The 17,285-nt window shown below is 73.8% G+C and carries 18 protein-coding genes; 10 read left to right on the forward strand and 8 right to left on the reverse strand.

From position 1 onward, the window contains the following. Positions 1-119: 119 nt before the first annotated feature. Positions 120-1,808 carry a diguanylate cyclase CdgB gene (cdgB, locus tag ACFVGS_RS18310; RefSeq protein ID WP_384410215.1) on the reverse strand — a complete coding sequence of 563 codons (1,689 nt, stop codon included), beginning with the start codon at positions 1,806-1,808 and terminating at the stop codon, positions 120-122. Between the two features lie 298 nt (positions 1,809-2,106). On the opposite strand from cdgB, the gene ACFVGS_RS18315 reads away from it, so the two are divergent. Then, positions 2,107-2,670 carry a flavin reductase family protein gene (locus ACFVGS_RS18315; RefSeq protein WP_384410366.1) on the forward strand — a complete coding sequence of 188 codons (564 nt, stop codon included), beginning with the start codon at positions 2,107-2,109 and terminating at the stop codon, positions 2,668-2,670. A gap of 127 nt (positions 2,671-2,797) precedes the next feature. Here ACFVGS_RS18315 and arfB read toward each other — a convergent pair whose 3' ends face one another. Further along, entirely contained in the window at positions 2,798-3,235 is a 438-nt protein-coding gene (gene arfB, locus ACFVGS_RS18320; RefSeq protein ID WP_384410213.1) for an alternative ribosome rescue aminoacyl-tRNA hydrolase ArfB, read from the reverse strand. 105 nt (positions 3,236-3,340) lie between these two features. Between arfB and ACFVGS_RS18325 the strand changes: the two genes are divergently transcribed. Both ACFVGS_RS18325 and ACFVGS_RS18330 read left to right on the forward strand, forming a co-directional pair. Continuing rightward, the gene (locus ACFVGS_RS18325) at positions 3,341-3,916 is read left to right on the forward strand and encodes a TerD family protein (protein WP_384410210.1); all 576 of its coding nucleotides are present in this window, start codon (positions 3,341-3,343) and stop codon (positions 3,914-3,916) included. 94 nt (positions 3,917-4,010) lie between these two features. Next, on the forward strand, positions 4,011-4,532 hold the full coding sequence (locus ACFVGS_RS18330) for a GNAT family N-acetyltransferase (RefSeq protein WP_384410207.1): 522 nt from the start codon (positions 4,011-4,013) through the stop codon (positions 4,530-4,532). Between the two features lie 37 nt (positions 4,533-4,569). Here ACFVGS_RS18330 and ACFVGS_RS18335 read toward each other — a convergent pair whose 3' ends face one another. Beyond that, positions 4,570-5,979, reverse strand: coding sequence for a M1 family metallopeptidase (locus ACFVGS_RS18335; RefSeq protein WP_385693041.1), 1,410 nt, complete (start codon positions 5,977-5,979; stop codon positions 4,570-4,572). A 117-nt stretch (positions 5,980-6,096) separates the two neighbouring features. Next, positions 6,097-6,645: a heme-binding protein gene (locus ACFVGS_RS18340; RefSeq protein ID WP_384410201.1), complete on the reverse strand. Its 549-nt coding sequence runs from the start codon at positions 6,643-6,645 to the stop codon at positions 6,097-6,099. 225 nt (positions 6,646-6,870) lie between these two features. On the opposite strand from ACFVGS_RS18340, the gene ACFVGS_RS18345 reads away from it, so the two are divergent. The 4 genes from ACFVGS_RS18345 (at position 6,871) to ACFVGS_RS18360 (ending at position 10,586) form a co-directional block, all read left to right on the forward strand. Next, on the forward strand, positions 6,871-8,076 hold the full coding sequence (locus tag ACFVGS_RS18345) for a sensor histidine kinase (RefSeq protein WP_384410198.1): 1,206 nt from the start codon (positions 6,871-6,873) through the stop codon (positions 8,074-8,076). Next, positions 8,073-8,708: a response regulator gene (locus ACFVGS_RS18350; protein ID WP_384410197.1), complete on the forward strand. Its 636-nt coding sequence runs from the start codon at positions 8,073-8,075 to the stop codon at positions 8,706-8,708. The genes ACFVGS_RS18345 and ACFVGS_RS18350 overlap by 4 nt, the downstream gene beginning before the upstream one ends. 127 nt (positions 8,709-8,835) lie before the next feature. Next, positions 8,836-10,047: an FAD-dependent monooxygenase gene (locus ACFVGS_RS18355; protein ID WP_384410194.1), complete on the forward strand. Its 1,212-nt coding sequence runs from the start codon at positions 8,836-8,838 to the stop codon at positions 10,045-10,047. A 38-nt stretch (positions 10,048-10,085) separates the two neighbouring features. Beyond that, positions 10,086-10,586, forward strand: a complete 501-nt coding sequence (locus ACFVGS_RS18360) for a hypothetical protein (RefSeq protein ID WP_384410191.1) — start codon at positions 10,086-10,088, stop codon at positions 10,584-10,586. A 133-nt stretch (positions 10,587-10,719) separates the two neighbouring features. Here the strand turns inward: ACFVGS_RS18360 and ACFVGS_RS18365 are convergent, their stop codons facing one another. Beyond that, positions 10,720-11,391, reverse strand: coding sequence for a pentapeptide repeat-containing protein (locus tag ACFVGS_RS18365; protein WP_384410188.1), 672 nt, complete (start codon positions 11,389-11,391; stop codon positions 10,720-10,722). A gap of 108 nt (positions 11,392-11,499) precedes the next feature. On the opposite strand from ACFVGS_RS18365, the gene ACFVGS_RS18370 reads away from it, so the two are divergent. Both ACFVGS_RS18370 and ACFVGS_RS18375 read left to right on the forward strand, forming a co-directional pair. Further along, positions 11,500-12,684, forward strand: a complete 1,185-nt coding sequence (locus ACFVGS_RS18370; protein ID WP_385693042.1) for an NAD(P)-binding protein — start codon at positions 11,500-11,502, stop codon at positions 12,682-12,684. Positions 12,685-12,782: 98 nt separating this feature from the next. Beyond that, complete coding sequence (locus tag ACFVGS_RS18375; protein WP_384410182.1) at positions 12,783-13,772, forward strand: zinc-binding dehydrogenase; 990 nt, start codon at positions 12,783-12,785, stop codon at positions 13,770-13,772. A gap of 14 nt (positions 13,773-13,786) precedes the next feature. On the opposite strand, the gene ACFVGS_RS18380 is transcribed toward ACFVGS_RS18375, so the two are convergent. The 3 genes from ACFVGS_RS18380 to ACFVGS_RS18390 are packed head-to-tail and all read right to left on the reverse strand — an operon-like array spanning position 13,787 to position 15,548. After that, positions 13,787-14,122, reverse strand: a complete 336-nt coding sequence (locus ACFVGS_RS18380) for a hypothetical protein (protein WP_384410179.1) — start codon at positions 14,120-14,122, stop codon at positions 13,787-13,789. Positions 14,123-14,131: 9 nt separating this feature from the next. Then, entirely contained in the window at positions 14,132-14,614 is a 483-nt protein-coding gene (locus ACFVGS_RS18385; protein ID WP_384410176.1) for a GNAT family N-acetyltransferase, read from the reverse strand. A 19-nt stretch (positions 14,615-14,633) separates the two neighbouring features. Next, a complete protein-coding gene (locus tag ACFVGS_RS18390) occupies positions 14,634-15,548 on the reverse strand; it encodes an aminoglycoside phosphotransferase family protein (RefSeq protein ID WP_385693043.1) in 915 nt (304 codons plus the stop codon). A 293-nt stretch (positions 15,549-15,841) separates the two neighbouring features. Between ACFVGS_RS18390 and ACFVGS_RS18395 the strand changes: the two genes are divergently transcribed. Beyond that, on the forward strand, positions 15,842-17,248 hold the full coding sequence (locus tag ACFVGS_RS18395) for an NAD(P)/FAD-dependent oxidoreductase (protein ID WP_384410170.1): 1,407 nt from the start codon (positions 15,842-15,844) through the stop codon (positions 17,246-17,248). The last annotated feature ends 37 nt before the right edge of the window (positions 17,249-17,285 follow it).

Consider the following 17,285-nt stretch of genomic DNA (forward strand, 5'->3'; position numbering starts at 1 on the left):
CCGACCGGCCGAGCCTACCTCGAACGGCCCTGCCGACGATCCGGTGCCGTGTGTACGAGCGGTGAACGAACCGCCCCAGCGACGGCCCGACCGGGGCGTCCGGCAGGCCCGAGGGGCGACTAGCCGGCCCGCCTGTGCACCTTCGAACGGGACCGCTTCTCGATGTACATCCGCTGGTCGGCGCTGTTCAGGACCTCTTCGACGGTCATGCCGCACTCGGCCCAGCCGATGCCGAAACTGGCCCCGACCCGCACCGCCCGTCCGTCGACCCGGATCGGCGGGATGATCGCGTTCCGCAGCCGGACCGCCAGGTCGGCCGCGTCGGCGGCGCCGAGGCCGTCGGCGAGGACGACGAACTCGTCGCCGCCGAGCCGCGCGACCGTGTCCCCGTCCCGTACGCCCGTGGTCAGCCGGCGGGCGACCTCGATGAGCACGGCGTCGCCGGTGTGGTGCCCGAAGCGGTCGTTGATCGACTTGAAGCCGTCCAGGTCGCAGAAGAGGACCGCCAGCCCCTTCGTCCCGTCGTCGATGTCACCGCCGGTGGGCGCGACCGTGTGCACGTGGTGGTCGTACGGCCCGGCGCCGCCGCCGGCCGGCGAGAAGCCGAAGCCGTGCTCGTGCTCGTAGTCGTACTCGTATTCGTACGGGGGCTCGGAGCCGGGCGGGGTCTCCTCGCGAGCCGCGGCGGCGAAGGGTCGCTCGCAGAGCCGGGCGGAGAGCCGGGAGCGGAGTTCGGCGCTGTTGGGGAGGCCGGTGAGGGCGTCGTGCGAGGCGCGGTGGGCGAGCTGCAGCTCGTGGCGCTTGCGTTCCTCGATGTCCTCGACGTGGGTGAGGAGGAAGCGGGGGCCGTCGGCGGTGTCGGCGACGACGGAGTTGCGCAGGGACACCCAGACGTAGGTGCCGTCGCGGCGGCCGAGGCGGAGCTCGGCGCGCCCGCCTTCGGCGGAGGTGCGGAGCAGGGTGCCTATGTCCTCGGGGTGGACGAGGTCGGCGAAGGAGTAGCGGCGCATCACGGAGGCGGGCCGGCCGAGCAGCCGGCACAGGGCGTCGTTGGTGCGGAGCAGCCTGCCGTGCTGGTCGCCGCCCATCTCGGCGATGGCCATGCCGGAGGGCGCGTACTCGAAGGCCTGCCGGAAGGACTCCTCGCTGGCGCGCAGCGCCTGCTGCTCGCGCTCCAGGCGCACGAGGGCGCGCTGCATGTTGGAGCGGAGCCGGGCGTTGCTGATCGCGATGCCGGCCTGGGAGGCGTACATCTGCAGGGCCTCGCGGCCCCAGGGGCCGGGGTGGCGGCCGTTGCGCGGGCGGTCGACGGAGATCACGCCGAGCAGCTCACGGCCGGAGCCCGGAGGTCCCCCCGGGTGGGCGGAGCGGGCTCCGGGGGAGTACATCGGCGCGTAGAGCCGGTCGTGCGGGTGCCACTCGTCCTCGAAGCGGGGCGCGGGGCCCTCGGTGTGCCACTGCGGGACGTCGTCCTCGATGAGCACCCAGCCCTCGGTGTGCGGGATGAAGCGCAGGTCGCCCCAGGCCTGGCCCATGGCGAGGCGGCGGTCCCAGGAGGCGCGGGAGCCGACCCGGCCGGTGATCAGGGCCTCGGCGGCGGGGCTGCCGGCGAAGGCGGCGACGACCAGGTCACCGTCGGGGCGCACGAGGTTGACGCAGGCCAGCTCATAGTTGAGGCCCGCGACGACGCCGTCCGCGACGGCCTGCAGGGTGTCCGCAAGGCTGCGGGCGGTGTTGAGGTCCGCCACGACCTGATGCAGCTGCCGCAGGGTCGCAAGACGGACGTACGGCTCCGACTCGGTCTCCATCGCTCGCTCTCCCCGAGACCTCGACAGCTGACTCCTGGGTTCTCATCGGCTTCATGGGCTTCGTGGTGCACTGTCTCCGCCACTGAATCACAGCGAGCTGTGCACCCGGTACACAGGGTCAACAAATACTGCCGTCTGTGACTCAAGTCACAAGCCCTTGCGGGGCTTCAGGCCTCTAGCCGGAAAGCGCCCCCAACGCGCCCCGGCGCACTCCCGGGTCCTAGGACCCACGAGGGAAGCCGGGTGGTCCCGGGGCCCGATGCCGCCGCACCGTGGCGCGGACTAGCGTGCGGGCGTGCTGCAGAAGACGCCCGCCTCACGGACCACCGCCGTCGACCTGGCCATCCCTCATGCTGAGGGGGTGAGCAACGACGCGTTCAAGGCCGCCATGTCCCGCCTCGCCTCGGGCGTGGTGCTGGTGACGGCCCACGACCCGGACGACGGCCCGCACGGCGAGGACGTCGGCATGACCGCCACCGCCTTCCTCTCCGTCTCCCTCGACCCGCCGCTGGTCCTGGTCAGCCTGCGCAACGGCTCGCGCATGGACGACCTGCTCGCCGAGGTCCCCGTGTGGGCGGTCTCGCTGCTCTCCGAGAGCCAGCGGCACGTCGCCGGCCGCTTCGCGATGAAGGGCCGCGTGAGCGACCGGCTGCTCTTCGCCGACCTCCCGTACACGCGCGGCACGCACAGCGACGCCCCGCTGATGGGCGGCGCGCTCGCCACCCTGGAGTGCCGTACGGAGAACCGTGTCCTGGCGGGCGACCACACCCTCGTCATCGGCCGCGTCCTCGACACGCGGCTGCCGTCGGCGGAGGGCGGCCCGCTGACGTACTTCCGCGGCAGGTACCGCACGCTGGGCTAGCGCCGTACGACTCCGAACCCGAGCCGATCCCGGGCCTGCCCCGGCCCGACCCCGAACCGATCCCGGCCCGATCCCGGCCCGAACCCGGCCCGACCCCGGGCAGGCGCCGGCCCGCCTCCGGCGCGGCTCAGCCCCAGTCGCGGCCCTGGCGGCCGCGCTTGGTCTCCGCGCGCTGCTTCTTCTCCCGCAGCCGGCGCTCGTTGATGCCGCGCGGGATCCTCGTCGCACGGCGCGGCTTCGGCGGCGGGGCCGTGGCCTCCGCGAGGAGCGCGGCGAGCCGGACGGCGGCCGTCTCGCGGTTGCGCCACTGGGAGCGGTGCTCCGAGGCGCGTACGGTGACGACCCCGTTCACGAGGCGCGACGCGAGCCGCTCCAGGGCGCGCGCCTTCCACACCTCCGGCAGGGCCTCGGTCGCCGCCAGGTCGAAGCGGAGCTCCACCTGCGAGTCGCTGGTGTTGACGTGCTGGCCGCCCGGCCCGGACGACCGCGAGAAACGCCACATGAGCTCGGCCTCGGGCAGCGAGACGGAGCCGCGGATCGGATAGGGACCGGACATGCCTTCCATGTTCCCCGCCGGGCCCGCCGTGCGTCACCCTGTTTTCGCACTGGAACCACCCGGCCGCCGTACGCGTTATCGGGTACGAACACACCGCGATGAAAGGGACTTCCCATGGCTGTAAGCCTCTCCAAGGGCGGCAACGTCTCCCTGACCAAGGAGGCCCCGGGCCTCACCGCCGTCACCGTGGGCCTCGGCTGGGACGTCCGGACGACCACCGGCACGGACTTCGACCTCGACGCGTCCGCCATCGGCGTGGACGCCACCGGCAAGGTCGTCTCCGACGGCCACTTCGTCTTCTTCAACAACAAGTCCACGCCGGACCAGACCATCGTCCACACCGGTGACAACCGCACCGGCGAGGGCGGCGGCGACGACGAGCAGATCAACGTGAACCTGGCGGGCCTCCCGGCCGGCGTCGACAAGATCGTCTTCCCGGTCTCCATCTACGACGCGGTCAACCGATCGCAGAACTTCGGCCAGGTCCGCAACGCCTACATCCGCATCGTCAACCAGGCCGGCGGCGCCGAGATCGCCCGCTACGACCTGTCGGAGGACGCCGCCGTGGAGACCGCCATGGTCTTCGGCGAGCTGTACCGCAACGGCGCCGAGTGGAAGTTCCGCGCGGTCGGCCAGGGCTACGCCTCCGGCCTCGAGGGCATCGCCCGCGACTTCGGCGTCAGCATCTGACGTACGGAAGGCATTGAGCCCCGCGGATCGGCGGCCCCGACGATCCGCGCCGGAGCCCCGGCGCGTCCCGCGCCGGGGCTCTACGCTTGCGCGGGTGATCGTCGAACCGCTGACCGCCAGGGACCCGCACGACATCCCCGGCCCGCTCCTGACCGAACTCACCGAGCTGTACGCGTCGAACGAGGAGTTCCAGCAGCTCAGCGGCGACTTCCCGGACCCGGACCGGATCCTGCCCGAGCAGGTCGCCGCCGCCCTCGCCGACGAGCTCGCGCTGCCCACCGCCGAGGTGCTGCTCGCCCGTTCCGCCGGCCGCCTCGTCGCGATCGCCGTCACCCTCGGCCGGCACCCCGACCCGGCCGAACCCGAGCCGTGGCTCGGCCTGTTGATGGTCCACGCGGCCGGGCACCGCGCGGGCCACGGCCGCCGCCTCGCCGGGTACGTCGAGGAGGGCTTCCGGTCCCAGGGCCGTACGGGCCTGCGCCTGGCCGTCCTGGAGAACAACCCGCGCGCCCTCGCGTTCTGGACCTCGCTCGGCTACGAGGAGACCGCGCGCCGCCCGGACCTGGCCCACGGCCGGCCGTGCGTCGTGATGCGGAAGGCCCTCCAGAGCCCGTAGGCCCCGGTCCGCGGCTCCCGGGGCCCGGTCCGCGGCCCTACGGCTTCTCCGGACGCCCGTCCCCGTACAGCCACACGTCCCACAGCTCGCTCAGGTCCCGGTCCGCGACCGACTCCACGTACTCCGTGAAGTCCTCGGTGCCGGCCGTGCCGTGACGGTACTTCGCCGACCAGCCCGCGAGGATCTCGTAGAAGGCCTCGTCGCCGAGGGTCTGGCGGATCTTGTGCAGGACCATCGCCCCGCGCTGGTACACGGGCGCGCCGAACAGGTCCTCGGCACCGGGCGGTTCGGCCGGGGCGAAGGCCCACGGGGCGTCGTCCGCGAAGGCCTTCTCGAAGCTCTTCTGCGCCGGGAAGTCCTCGAAGTCCTCCTTGTACAGCCACTCCGCGTACGTCGCGAAGCCCTCGTTCAGCCACATGTCCTTCCAGGTCGCGGGCGACACGGAGTCGCCGTACCACTGGTGGGCCAGTTCGTGGACGAGGGTGGTGGTGTCGAAGGAGCCGGCGGGGAAGACGGGCCGGGTCTGGGTCTCGAGGGCATAGCCGACGTCGTCGTCGCGGTCGACGATCGCCCCGGCGGCGGCGAACGGGTAGGGACCGAAGTTCTCCTGCTGCCATTCCAGGAGTTCCGGGATCCGGGCGCGCAGCGCGGCGGTCCGCGCGGCCACCACCGGGTCGGCGGCGGTGAGGACGGGCACCTTGCCGAGCGCGGTCGTCGTGGCCGTGTCGTAGCGGCCGATCGCGAGGGTCGCGAGATAGCTCGCCATCGGCTCGGCGGCGTGCCAGACGGAGGTGGTGCGGCCGTCGGCGGTCCTGCGCTCGGCGGTGAGCACACCGTTGGAGAGGGCCTTGAGCCCGGCCGGGACGGTGACGGTGATGTCGTACGCGGCCTTGTCGGAGGGGTGGTGGTTGCCCGGGAACCAGGCCATGGAGCCGGTCGGTTCGCCGAGCGCGAGCGCGCCGTCGGCGGTCTTCAGCCAGCCCTCCTCGGCGCCGTCCGAGTCGGTGATGGTCTCCGGGACGCCGTCGTACGTGACGACGGTGCGGAACTCCGCGCCCTCGTCGATGTCGTCGCGCGGGCGCACGGTCAGCTCGTTCCCGGCCCGGTTGACGGCGGCCGGTGCCCCGCCGACGGTGGCGCCGCGGACGGTGAGCCCGGCCAGGTCGAGATTGAAGGCGCTGAGGTCCTGGGTGGCCTTCGCGGTGATCTCGGCACGGCCGTCGAGCCGGCCGGTGGCGGGGTCGTAGGAGAGGGTGAGCGCGTAGCGGCTGACGTCGTAGCCGCCGTTGCCGAGCTTGGGGAAGTACGGGTCGCGCAGGCCGGCCGCGCCGGGCGTGCCGCGCACGCCGCCGCCGGAGCCGCCCGCGGTGCAGGCCGCGGCGAACAGGGCGAGGGCGAGGGCCAGGGCTCCGGTCCTGACGCGACGGCGGCGGCTGCGGGTGTTCACGAACCGATCCTAAGCAGACATACGAAAACAGTCGTACGAATGCGCCGACGGCGCCCGGCGGGGGTCCGGGCGCCGTCGGGGACCGTCGGCCCGGCGTCAGTCGTCAGTCCTCAGTCCTCAGTCGTCGAGCGACGCCACGCCCGCCTGGGCGAACTTCTCGTCCAGGTCGCCGGAGGGCGCGCCGGCCACGCCGATGCCGGCGATCGGGGCGCCGTTCGCGGTGACGGGCGCGCCACCGGCCAGGAAGAGGGTGCCGGGGATGTCCTTCAGGTTCGGGGCCTGGGCGAGGCGGCCCGCGAGGACGGAGGTCGGCGCGTTCCAGGAGACGGCGGTGAACGCCTTGCGCTCGGCCGACTCGTAGGACTGCGGGCCGGCGCCGTCGCCGCGCAGGGTGACGAGGGTGTTGCCGTTGCGGTCGACGACGGCGACGGAGACGCGCTGGTTCTCCTTCTCGGCGGCCTTGAGGCTGGCCTGGGCGGCCTTCGTCGCGGCCTCGATCGTCAGGTGGGTGTCCTGGCGCAGGTTGTCGCTGCCCGCGTCGGCCTTCTTGGCGACGGCGGCCGGGGCGGCCTGCGGGGCGGAGGAGGCGTTGGCGGAGACGGCGCCGAAGGTACCGGCCGCGAGGACGACGGCGGCGGTGGTGCCGAGGAGGAACTTCTTCTTCATTGCGGGCTCCAGTGGTTCGGGACGGTGTTCCGTTCGCTCTGCATCGATCCTCCGCCCGGAGCCGGGGCGCGCCGGTCGACGTTCCGGCTGGGTCCGGCGCGCACAGTGGATGACGGGGGTGTCAGCCGATCGGTTGATGCCGCCCTGGTCCTCCTGGGTCAGGATGGACACGTATCCCCAGGTCAGATGCGCTGTGCGGCAGAAGCGAAACGAAGCAGGTGAACGATGGACCGGACGACGGACCGGGCCATGACCCCGGCCCCGGAGCGGGACCCGGACCGCGACCCGGACGCCCGCTGGCTGGCGCGGGTCATGCACGTGGCCTTCTTCCTCCTCCTCGGCGCGTCCCTCGTCCGCTTCCTGCTGCGCCATCCGTGGGAGGACCGCAGCCCCTGGATCGTCGCGCTGTCCGGCGCCCTGGCGTCCCTCTACCTCCTCGGCCCCGTCCTCGGCACCCGCGCCACGCCTCGCAGGATCGCGTGGCTGGGCACGGTCGTCGCCGTCTGGATGGTCCTCGTGGTGCTCGCGCCGAGCTTCGCCTGGTGCGCGGTGCCGCTGTTCTACACGGGCCTGCGCACGCTTCCGTCACGCGCCGCGCTCGGCCTGGTCGCGCTGCTCACGGTGTTCGTCGTGGCCGCGCAGGTGCAGCTGTCCGAGGGCGGCTTCGACCCGAACCTGGTGATCGCCCCGCCGGCCGTCGCCGCCATCGCCACGGCCGTCTTCGTGCACGCCGACCGGCAGGCCGCGCGGCAGCGGACGCTCATCGAGGACCTGATCCGCACCCGCCGCGAGCTGGCGGCGACCGAGCGCCGCGAGGGCACCCTGGCCGAGCGGCAGCGGCTCTCCATGGAGATCCACGACACCCTCGCGCAGGGCCTGTCCAGCCAGCAGATGCTGCTCCAGGCCGCCGACCGCACCTGGGACGCCGACCCGGCGACCGCCCGCCGCCACGTCCGTACGGCCGCGTCGATCGCGGAGCGCAACCTCGCCGAGGCCCGCCGCTTCGTCCACGACCTCGCGCCGGCCGATCTCGCCGAGGGCGGCGGTCTGGAGGAGGCGCTGCGCGGGCTCGCGACCCGCGAGTCGGCGGTGTTCCGGGTCGACGGGGCGGCGGTGCCGCTGCCGGACCGGGTGCAGTCGGCGCTGCTGCGGATCGCGCAGGGCGCGCTCGCCAACATCCGCGAGCACGCCGGGGCCTCCTCGGCCGCGCTCACCCTGACCTACCTGGACGACCAGGTCGTCCTCGACGTCGCCGACGACGGCCGCGGCTTCGACCCGGCGGCCTCGCGGGCCGACGACGGGGTGCGCGGCCACGGGCTGCCCGCGATGCGGGTGCGCGCCCGGCAGCTGGGCGGCACGCTGACGATCGAGTCCACCCCGGGCGAGGGCACCGTGCTCTCGGCCGCGATCCCGTTGGAGGTACGACAGTGAGCGCGCCCGCGGCGCCCGTACGGATCCTGCTCTGCGACGACCACGCGGTGGTCCGCGCGGGGCTGCTCGCGCTGCTCGGCAGCGCTCCCGGCATCGAGGTGGTCGGCGAGGCCGGCAGCGGCGAGGAGGCCGTCGCGATGGCCTCCCACCTGCGGCCGGACGTGGTCCTGATGGACCTCCAGCTCGGCCCGGGCATCGACGGCGTCGAGGCGACCCGGCGGATCGCGCCGACCGGCGTCCACGTCCTCGTCCTCACCACGTACGACACGGACGCGGACATCACCCGGGCCATCGAGGCGGGCGCGACGGGCTACCTGCTGAAGGCCGAGCGCCCGGAGGAGCTGTTCGCCGCGATCCACTCGGCCGCGCAGGGCCGTACGACGCTGTCGCCGCCGGTCGCCAGCCGGGTGATGGACCGGATGCGGGGCGCGGCGGGCCCGTCCCTCACCGACCGGGAGCGCGACATCCTCGGGCAGCTCGCGCACGGCCTGGGCAACCGCGAGATCGCCCGCGCGCTGTTCATCAGCGAGGCCACGGTCAAGACCCACCTGGGCCGGATCTACGCGAAGCTCGGCGTCGACACGCGGGCGGGCGCGGTGGCGGTGGCGAAGGAGCGGCGCCTGCTGCCGTAGGGGTACGGGGAGGGGTCCTTCACCCGGGCGGGCGGACCGGGCCCGGCTTTCCGCTCGCCACGACGCCCGCGCTGCTACCGTGCGTTGCCACTTCAGCGCACTGTGTCATGTTCTCGTGGGAGCACCCGTGAAGATCACCATCGTCGGCGGCGGGCCCGGCGGCCTCTACTTCTCGATCCTGATGAAGCGCCAGGACCCCTCCCACGACATCACCGTGTACGAGCGGAACCCGGAGGGCTCCACCTACGGCTGGGGCGTCACCTACTGGGCCGGGCTCCTCGACAAGCTGCGCGCGGGCGACCCGGAGTCGGCGGAGGCGATCGCCGCCGCGTCGGTCACCTGGACCGACGGCGTGGCGATCGTCCGCGACGAGCGGACCGTCCACCGCGGTGACGCGGGCTTCGGCATCGGGCGCCGCCGGATGCTCGCGCTGCTCGCCGACCGGGCCCGGGAGCTGGGCGTACGGGTCGAGCACGAGCACGCCGTCGACGGCCCCGAGGCGCCCGAGCTCGCGGACGCCGACCTCGTCGTGGCCGCCGACGGCGTGAACAGCGCGCTGCGCGAGGCACACGCCGACCGCTTCGGCACCGAGGTCACCAGCGGCCGCAACCACTACGTCTGGCTCGGCACGACGAAGGTCTTCGACTCCTTCAGCTTCGCCTTCAAGGAGACCGAGCACGGCTGGATCTGGTGCTACGCCTACGGGTTCAGCGGCGAGCAGTCGACGTGCGTGGTGGAGTGCGGCCCGGAGACCTGGTCGGGCCTCGGGCTGGACCGGCTGAACGAGGCCGACAGCCTGAACCTGCTGGAGAAGCTGTTCTCCGACCTGCTCGACGGCGAGCCGCTGATCGGCCGCGAGCAGCACGGTGACGGCGCCCCGGCCCAGTGGCTGCACTTCCGCACCCTCACCAACCGGGTCTGGCACCACGACAGGACGGTGCTGCTCGGCGACGCGGCCCACACCACCCACTACTCGATCGGCGCGGGCACCACCCTGGCCCTGGAGGACGCGCTCGCCCTCGCCGCGGCCCTGCGCGACCCGTCGGTCCCCGTGCCCGCGGCCCTCGCCGCGTACGGGCGGCGGCGCCGCTCGGAGCTGGTGTCGGCGCAGAGCGCGGCCCGCTACAGCGCCCAGTGGTACGAGAACCTGCCCCGCTACATGCGCCTGGAGCCGGCGCAGATGTTCGCCCTGCTCGGCCAGCGCCACTCCCCGCTGCTCCCGCACGTCCCGCCCCAGCTCTACTACCGTCTCGACCGCGCCGCGGAACAGCTGGAACCCCTGCGCCGCCTCAAGCGCTGGCTGGGCCCACGGGTGGCGAGGGCGGTCCACCGGGGCTGAGGGAAACCGGCGGCGGCCGGGCATGGGACCATCGACCCGTGCTCGACATCGGCTACTCGCTCTCCCGCCGCTTCCCGGACCCCCCGCAGACCGACTACCGGGCCGTGGACGTCCACACCCTGCGCCACGACCTGTTCTGCGGCGACGTGTACCTCGCGGACACGGAGAAGGACGAGGAGCTGTCCACGGCCTGGGGATGGGTGCCGGTCCTCGACTTCGCGTGGGCGCTGTGCGACATCGTCGAGCAGATCGACCGCGACCCGCGCGGCAGCCGCGCCGCCCGGCCCCAGTACGCGGAGCTGGACTTCACGGAGTCGTCGGACGTCATGATCTTCGAGCGCCGCTTCGGGTGGGTGGACGTCGAGGCCGACTGGATGCCGGGCGACCAGCCGCCGCTCACCTTCAGCCACACCGAACTGCGCCGCGAGGCCCGCGACTTCCTCCACGACCTGATCGCCGACCTCACGGACATGCACGAGGGCCTGGCCGACAACCCGGCGATCTGGGACCTCCAGGCCCGCTTCCCCCGCGTGTCCTAGCCGGCCGCGCGCCCGGGCCGAGGCCCGCGCGTCCTGGCCAGGGGCGCATGCCCTGGCCAAGGTGCGTGCCTGCCCCAGACCCGCGCTTCCTGCCGCCGACCCGCGTCTCCCGCCCACACCCCCGGCCCCCGGCTCAGGCAGGATCCTCCACCCGCACCCCCAACTGCGCCGCGAACACCGGCGCCAGGTCGAGCAGCTGCGCCGTGGAGATCACCGCGCCCGCCAGGGCGTCGACCCCCCGCGCGATCTCCAGCCGCTGGATCGTCCGCAGGTCGACGTCCTTCAGCTTCGCCCGGCTGAAGTCCGCCCCCGTCACCACGCAGTCCCGGAACTCCACCCGCTCCAGGACCGCGCCCCCGAAGTCCGGCTCGCTCAGCACGCACCCCTCGAAGAGGACGTCCCGCAGCTCGGCCATCCGCAGGTTCAGGTAGTCGATCTTCCCGCCCCGCACCCACACCCGCTCGAGCACCGCCCCGTGCAGCTGCGTCCCGCCCAGCCGCGCGTCCACCAGCTCCACGTCGCGCAGCTGCGCCCCGGCCAGATCGGTGCCCACGCCCCGTACGCCCTCCAGGACCGAATCGAGGAAGCGGGCGGACTTCAGCCGCGCCTCGTCGAGCCCGCAGTCGCGCACCGCGCAGTCCAGGAACCGCGCCCCCGCGCCGTTCCCCCCGGCCAGGTCCAGGCCGGCCAGCTCCAGGCCGTCGTAGTCGCCGTCCGGCTCCAGGCCGCCCTCGTACGCCTCCAGCGGAGGCAGCCGCACCTCTGCCCGCCGCACCTTGGCGACCGTCCTCTTCCTCGTACTCATGGCGGCCATGGTGACGCACGCCACTGACAATCCCCCGCCGGCGATGTCACGAACGCGCCGGGGCCGCTCGTCCCCTCCGTGAAACCCGACAACGAGGGAGCCGGACAGATGCGGAAGATCACGATCGTCGGCGGCGGCTTCGCCGGACTCACCGCGGCCGTCACCGCCGCCGAGGCGGGCGCCAAGGTGACCCTGTACGAGTCGCACCACACCCTCGGCGGGCGCGCCCGCACCGCCGAAGGCCCGTACCTGACCAACGAGGGCCCGCACGCCCTCTACGACGGCGGCCCGCACTGGACCTGGCTGAAGCAGCGCGGTCTGCTCGGCGAGCTCGCCCCGCTGCCGTTGCGGGAGGCGGCGAAGCTGCGCTTCCACCACAAGGGCGCGCTGCGCCGCGTCCCGCCGCTGGGCTTCCTGCGGCAGTCGCTCCGTACGGCGGAACAGGCGCCGGTGGACGAGGACTTCCGCACCTGGGCGACCCGGCTCGCCGGGCCGGACGCCGCGCGGGCGGCCGCCTCGTACAGCGGTGTCGCGCTGTACCACCACGACCCGGGCGCGCTGTCGGCCCGCTTCGTGCAGGAGCGGCTGCACCGGGCCGCGTCGGTGCCGCCGGAGGCGCACTTCGTCAAGGGCGGCTGGGGCAGGCTGATCGAGCGGATGGCGGCGCGCGCGTGGGAGACGGGCGTCCGGATCGAGACCTCGTCGCGCGTCGACAGCCTCGACGACCTGCCGCGCGGCGCGGGCCCGGTGGTGGTGGCGACCTCGCTGGCCGCCGCCGCGCGGCTGCTCGGCGACCCGTCGCTGTCCTGGGAGTCGGGCCGTACGGTCCTGTTCGACCTGGCGCTGCGGAGCCGCAAGGGCGATCCGTTCGCCGTCTCCGACCTGGACGCGCCCGGCTGGGTCGAGCGCTTCACCACGCAGGACCCGAGCCTCGCGCCGGCGGGCCAGGAGCTGATCCAGGCGCAGCTGCCGATCGGTCCCGGCGAGGGGAAGGCGGACGGGGTGGCGCACGCGGAGCGGCTGCTCGACCTGGGCTTCGCGGGCTGGCGCGAGCGGGCGGTGTGGCGGCGCGAGGCGGTCTCCCACGGCCGTACGGGCGCGGTGGACCGCCCCGGCACCACCTGGCGCGACCGGCCGGCGATCGACCGGGGCGACGGCGTGTACCTGGCGGGCGACCAGGTGGCGGCGCCGGGCGTGCTCGCGGAGGTGTCGTTCACGAGCGCGGTGGAGGCGGTGTCGCTGGCGATGCGGGCGGATCTGCGGACGAAGCCACTTGACCTCAAGCGCGCTTGAGGTCGGAGGCTGGTCCCGCCGCACGAGATCACCGGGCCCGACGGGCCCGGCCGACCATCCGACCGGTCCCGTCGACCGACGATCCAGGGGAGCCCGCCATGCACGCCATCCGCCTCCACGCCTTCGGCCCCGCCGAGAACCTGACGTACGAGGAGGTCGCGGACCCGGTACCGGGCCCCGGCCAGGTCCGCGTCAAGGTGACGGCCGCCGGCGTCCACCTCCTCGACACGGTGCTGCGCGAGGGCGGGACGGGCCCCTTCCCCGCGCCCGCCGAACTGCCCACGGTCCCCGGCCGCGAGGTCGCCGGCACGGTGGACGCGCTCGGCGAGGGCACCGACCCGGCGTGGCTCGGCAAGCGGGTGGTCGCCCACCTGGGCATGGCGCCGGGCGGCTACGCCGAGTTCGCCGTCACCGACGCCGGCCGCCTCCACGCCCTCCCCGACCACGTCGGCGAGGCGGAGGCGGTCGCGATGATCGGCACGGGCCGCACGACCCTCGGGATCCTGCAGTTCACCGAGCTCGGCCCGGACTCGGTCGCGATCGTCCCGGCCGCGGCGGGCGGCATCGGCACCCTCCTCGTGCAGTACGCGAAGAACGCCGGCGCCACCGTGATCGGCCTGGCGGGCGGCGAGGAGAAGGTGGCCCGGGTGAAGGAGAACGGCGCGGACCTGGCGGTCGACTACACGGCACCGGACTGGGCGCAGCAGGTCGCCGCGTACCTCGACGCGCTCGGGCGCAGGGCGACCGTCGTCTTCGACTCGGTGGGCGGGGCGACCGCCCGCGCCGCGGTGGACCTGCTCGGCGCGGGCGGACAGCACGTCGTCTTCGGCTGGTCGGGCGGCGAGGAACTCACCTTCACCCAGGAGGAGCTCACGGCCCGGGGCATCACGTCGGCTTCCGTCCTGGGCCCGGTGATGATCCAGAAGGCGGGCGGCGACATCCGCAACCTCGAACTCGCCGCCCTGGCCGCGCTCTCCGCCGGCACCCTCCGCCCGGCGGTCCACCGCTTCCCCCTCGCGGAGGCGGCGGCGGCCCACCGCGCCCTGGAGACCCGGGGCACCATGGGCAAGGTGGTCCTGGTCCCCTGACGGGCCGTCCGGGCTCAGATCCCGAGCACGTCCCAGGAGTGCCCCTTGAACTCCTTCCGGAAGTCCGGGTGGTCCTCCCACATCCGGGCGATGGAGCGCAGCACGTCCCAGTTGTGCTCCAGCGCCTGGTCCACGACCTGCCGCAGCTCCGGCGCCGAGGCCCGCTTCTCCAGCAGCCCGTTCACCGCCGAAGCGGCCTGCACGGTGTAGCGCAGCGCCCGCAGCGCCCGGGAGGTGTCGTCCATCCCGAAGCCGTGGTCGCTCCCGTTCTCGGGGTCGAAGAGCGGTGTGAGCCGCGCCTCGACGAAGGCCGTGATCCGCTCGAACCGCTGCTGAATGTCCTTGTCCATGCCCCCTTCCTACCTTCTCCCGCCCCCGCCCAGCGACTTCAGGGCCCCGTCCGTCAGGCGGTACACCGTCCACTCGTCCTGCGGGCGGGCTCCCAGGGACTCGTAGAAGTCGATGGACGGCTTGTTCCAGTCGAGGACGGACCACTCCAGGCGCTCGTAGCCGCGCTCCACGCAGAGGCGGGCGAGTTCGGTGAGGAGGGCCCTGCCGTGGCCGCCTCCGCGCATCTCGGGGCGGACGTAGAGGTCTTCCAGGTAGATGCCGTGGACGCCGCGCCACGTCGAGAAGTTGAGGAACCAGAGGGCGAAGCCCGCGACCTCTCCGTCGGCGGTCTCGGCGATGTGGGCGTAGGCGGCGGGGCGGTCGCCGAACAGGGCGTCGTGGAGCTGTTCGGGGGTCGCGCGGGCCTCGTCGAGGGCCTTCTCGTACTCCGCGAGGTCGCGGACGAGCTGGTGGATCACGGGGACGTCGGCAGGCGTGGCGGTACGGATCATGAGGTCAGGGTGCACCCCCTCAGGGGCGCCTGGCCAGCAGGTTCCGAGCGATGGACACCTGGTCCGGGTCGAGGGCCGGTTCGCCGTCCGCCACGTCCCACAGACCGTTCTGGAGCACGCGGGCGAGGGTCCAGGCCCGGGCCCGGGCGCGGTCCAGGCCCAGGCGCTCGGTGAGGAGGTCGAAGCGCCACGAGGTCTCGGCCGGGTCCGGGTCCCACAGGTTGGTGAGGGCCGGCAGCAGCTCGAAGCCCGGGTCGCCGGCCAGGGGCTTCGGGTCGATGGCCAGCCAGGGCTCGCGTTCGGACGCCAGGATGTTGTCGTAGTGCAGGTCCCAGTGGAGCAGCCGGTCGCCGGGCTCGCCCATGACCTCCCGCACCGCCGCCGCGCAGTCCTTCAGGAGCGTCGCGTCGTCCGGGTCCGCCAGCCGCCCGGCCGCCTCCGGCGCCGCCGCCACCATGCGCGCCGCGATGTCCCCCAGGGACCGCAGGCCCTGCGGCGCCGGGACCGCGACGAGGCGGGCCAGGAGGTCCGCGAGGACGCGTACGGCCCCGCGCGCGTCGCCCGATCCCGACAGGTGACGGGTCTCGTCGGCCCGCTCCAGGAGCAACGTGCCGGTCTCCCGGTCGTGTTCGAGGAGGCGTACGGCTCCGTCCCCCGCCCACGTCCGCAGCGCGGCCGGCTCGCCCTCGCTCTCCTCGTCCACGAGTTGGAGCTTGAGCGCCGCCCTGGTCCCGTCGGCCCGCGACACCGGCAGCACCAGCGACGCCGCCCCGTGCATCGACGGACCGGTCGGCCGCAGCTCCCAGCGGTCCAGGAACTCCTCCGCCCTGCCCGGCAGCGCGGCGATGAACGCCCTTCCCGCCGCGCCGTTGTACTCCGCCTGCGACTCCGCCAGTTCCGCCGGGATCTCGATCACCCGACCGACCTTAGACACCCGCGTCGCGCAGCGCCTTCGAGAATTCCGGCGCGTCGTGGAAGCCGTTCCCCGCCGCCAGTGGTGCCCCGTCGACCAGGACGGTCGGCGTGCCGCCGGACGCCCGAGTCCTCGGCGCGGCCGGTCCCACTTACGCGCATGGGAAGAGTCCTTGCCGAGCGACGAAATCCGTACGTCCGACGCCAGGCGCGCCGCCGCCGGGGAAGCGGCGCCGAAGGACCCGTATCCACGGGACCCAGGCCCCCGGTAGCCTCCCGCGCACGGCCCCGGAAGGACCCGGAAGAGGGATGGACATGAGCACGATCGGCACGGTCAACGGCGGCATCTCGTTCTGGTACGCGCAGGACGGCGCCCCCGCCCCGCGCGAGCCGCTGCCCGGCGACACGACGGCCGACGTCTGCATCGTCGGCGGCGGCTACACCGGCCTGTGGACCGCGTACTACCTCAAGAAGGCCGTGCCCTTCCTCGACATCACCGTCCTGGAGGCCGCCTTCTGCGGCTACGGCGCCTCCGGCCGCAACGGCGGCTGGCTCTACAACGGCATCGCCGGCCGCGACCGCTACGCACGGCAGCACGGCCACGAGGCCGCCGTACGCCTCCAGCACGCCATGAACGACACCGTCACCGAGGTCGTCGACGTCTGCGCCGCCGAGGGCATCGACGCCGACATCCACCGCGGCGGCGTCCTGGAGGTCGCCACCTCACCCGCCCAGCTCGCCCGCCTCAAGGACTTCCACGCCGTCGAGATCGCCTTCGGCGAGAAGGAGCGCGAGCTGTACGGGGCACGGGAGACCGCCGAGCGCATCCGCGTCACCGGCGCCGTCGGCTCCTCCTGGACCCCGCACGGCGCCCGGCTCCACCCGGTCAAGCTGGTCAAGGGCCTGGCCGCGGCCGTCGAGGCGCTCGGCGTCACCATCCACGAGTCCACGCCGGTGACGGAGATCCGGCCCAAGCACGCGGTCACGCCGTACGGCACGGTCCGCGCCCCCTATGTGCTGCGCTGCACCGAGGGCTTCACCGCCTCGCTCGCGGGCCAGCGCCGCACCTGGCTCCCCATGAACTCCTCCATGATCGCCACCGAACCGCTGACCGACGCCCAGTGGGACGCCATCGGCTGGGACGGGCTGGAGACCCTCGGCGACATGGCGCACGCCTACATGTACGCCCAGCGCACCGCCGACGGCCGCATCGCGCTCGGCGGCCGGGGCGTCCCGTACCGCTACGGCTCGAAGGCCGCCACCGCCAGGAACGCAGACCGCACCCAGCCGCAGACCGTCGAGGCCCTGCGCGAGATCCTGATCCGCTTCTTCCCGCAGCTCGCGGGCGTCGGCATCGCCCACGCCTGGTCCGGCGTCCTCGGCGTGCCGCGCGACTGGTGCGCGACGGTCACCCTGGACCGCTCCACCGGACTCGGCTGGGCGGGCGGTTACGTCGGCTCCGGCGTCGCCACCACCAACCTGGCCGCCCGCACCCTGCGCGACCTCATCCGGCAGGACTCCGGCCAGTCGGGCCCGACGGACCTGACCACCCTGCCCTGGGTCAACCACCGCGTCCGCAAGTGGGAGCCGGAGCCGTTGCGCTGGCTCGGCGTCCAGACCATGTACGCCGCCTTCCGCGGCGCCGACCGCCGCGAGTCCACCGCCCGCACGGCCGCGACGGACCGCGTCGCGGTCCTCGCGAACAAGCTCAGCGGCCGCTGACGGCCGAGTGCTCGGACCTCGGCGACCCGCTGAGGCC

Origin of the sequence: Streptomyces sp. NPDC127114 (assembly GCF_042677525.1) — a bacterium.
In the GTDB taxonomy this organism is placed as follows: domain Bacteria; phylum Actinomycetota; class Actinomycetes; order Streptomycetales; family Streptomycetaceae; genus Streptomyces.

Bases quoted from the DNA above. Each gene is read 5' to 3' on its own strand.
- ACFVGS_RS18385 (WP_384410176.1), bottom strand. From the start codon at position 14,614: ATGATCCGTACCGCCACGCCTGCCGACGTCCCCGTGATCCACCAGCTC.
- ACFVGS_RS18325 (WP_384410210.1), top strand. From the start codon at position 3,341: ATGGCTGTAAGCCTCTCCAAGGGCGGCAACGTCTCCCTGACCAAGGAG.
- cdgB (WP_384410215.1), bottom strand. From the start codon at position 1,808: ATGGAGACCGAGTCGGAGCCGTACGTCCGTCTTGCGACCCTGCGGCAG.
- ACFVGS_RS18365 (WP_384410188.1), bottom strand. From the start codon at position 11,391: ATGAGTACGAGGAAGAGGACGGTCGCCAAGGTGCGGCGGGCAGAGGTG.
- ACFVGS_RS18395 (WP_384410170.1), top strand. From the start codon at position 15,842: ATGAGCACGATCGGCACGGTCAACGGCGGCATCTCGTTCTGGTACGCG.
- ACFVGS_RS18375 (WP_384410182.1), top strand. From the start codon at position 12,783: ATGCACGCCATCCGCCTCCACGCCTTCGGCCCCGCCGAGAACCTGACG.
- ACFVGS_RS18340 (WP_384410201.1), bottom strand. From the start codon at position 6,645: ATGAAGAAGAAGTTCCTCCTCGGCACCACCGCCGCCGTCGTCCTCGCG.
- ACFVGS_RS18370 (WP_385693042.1), top strand. From the start codon at position 11,500: ATGCGGAAGATCACGATCGTCGGCGGCGGCTTCGCCGGACTCACCGCG.
- arfB (WP_384410213.1), bottom strand. From the start codon at position 3,235: ATGGAAGGCATGTCCGGTCCCTATCCGATCCGCGGCTCCGTCTCGCTG.
- ACFVGS_RS18345 (WP_384410198.1), top strand. From the start codon at position 6,871: ATGGACCGGACGACGGACCGGGCCATGACCCCGGCCCCGGAGCGGGAC.
- ACFVGS_RS18380 (WP_384410179.1), bottom strand. From the start codon at position 14,122: ATGGACAAGGACATTCAGCAGCGGTTCGAGCGGATCACGGCCTTCGTC.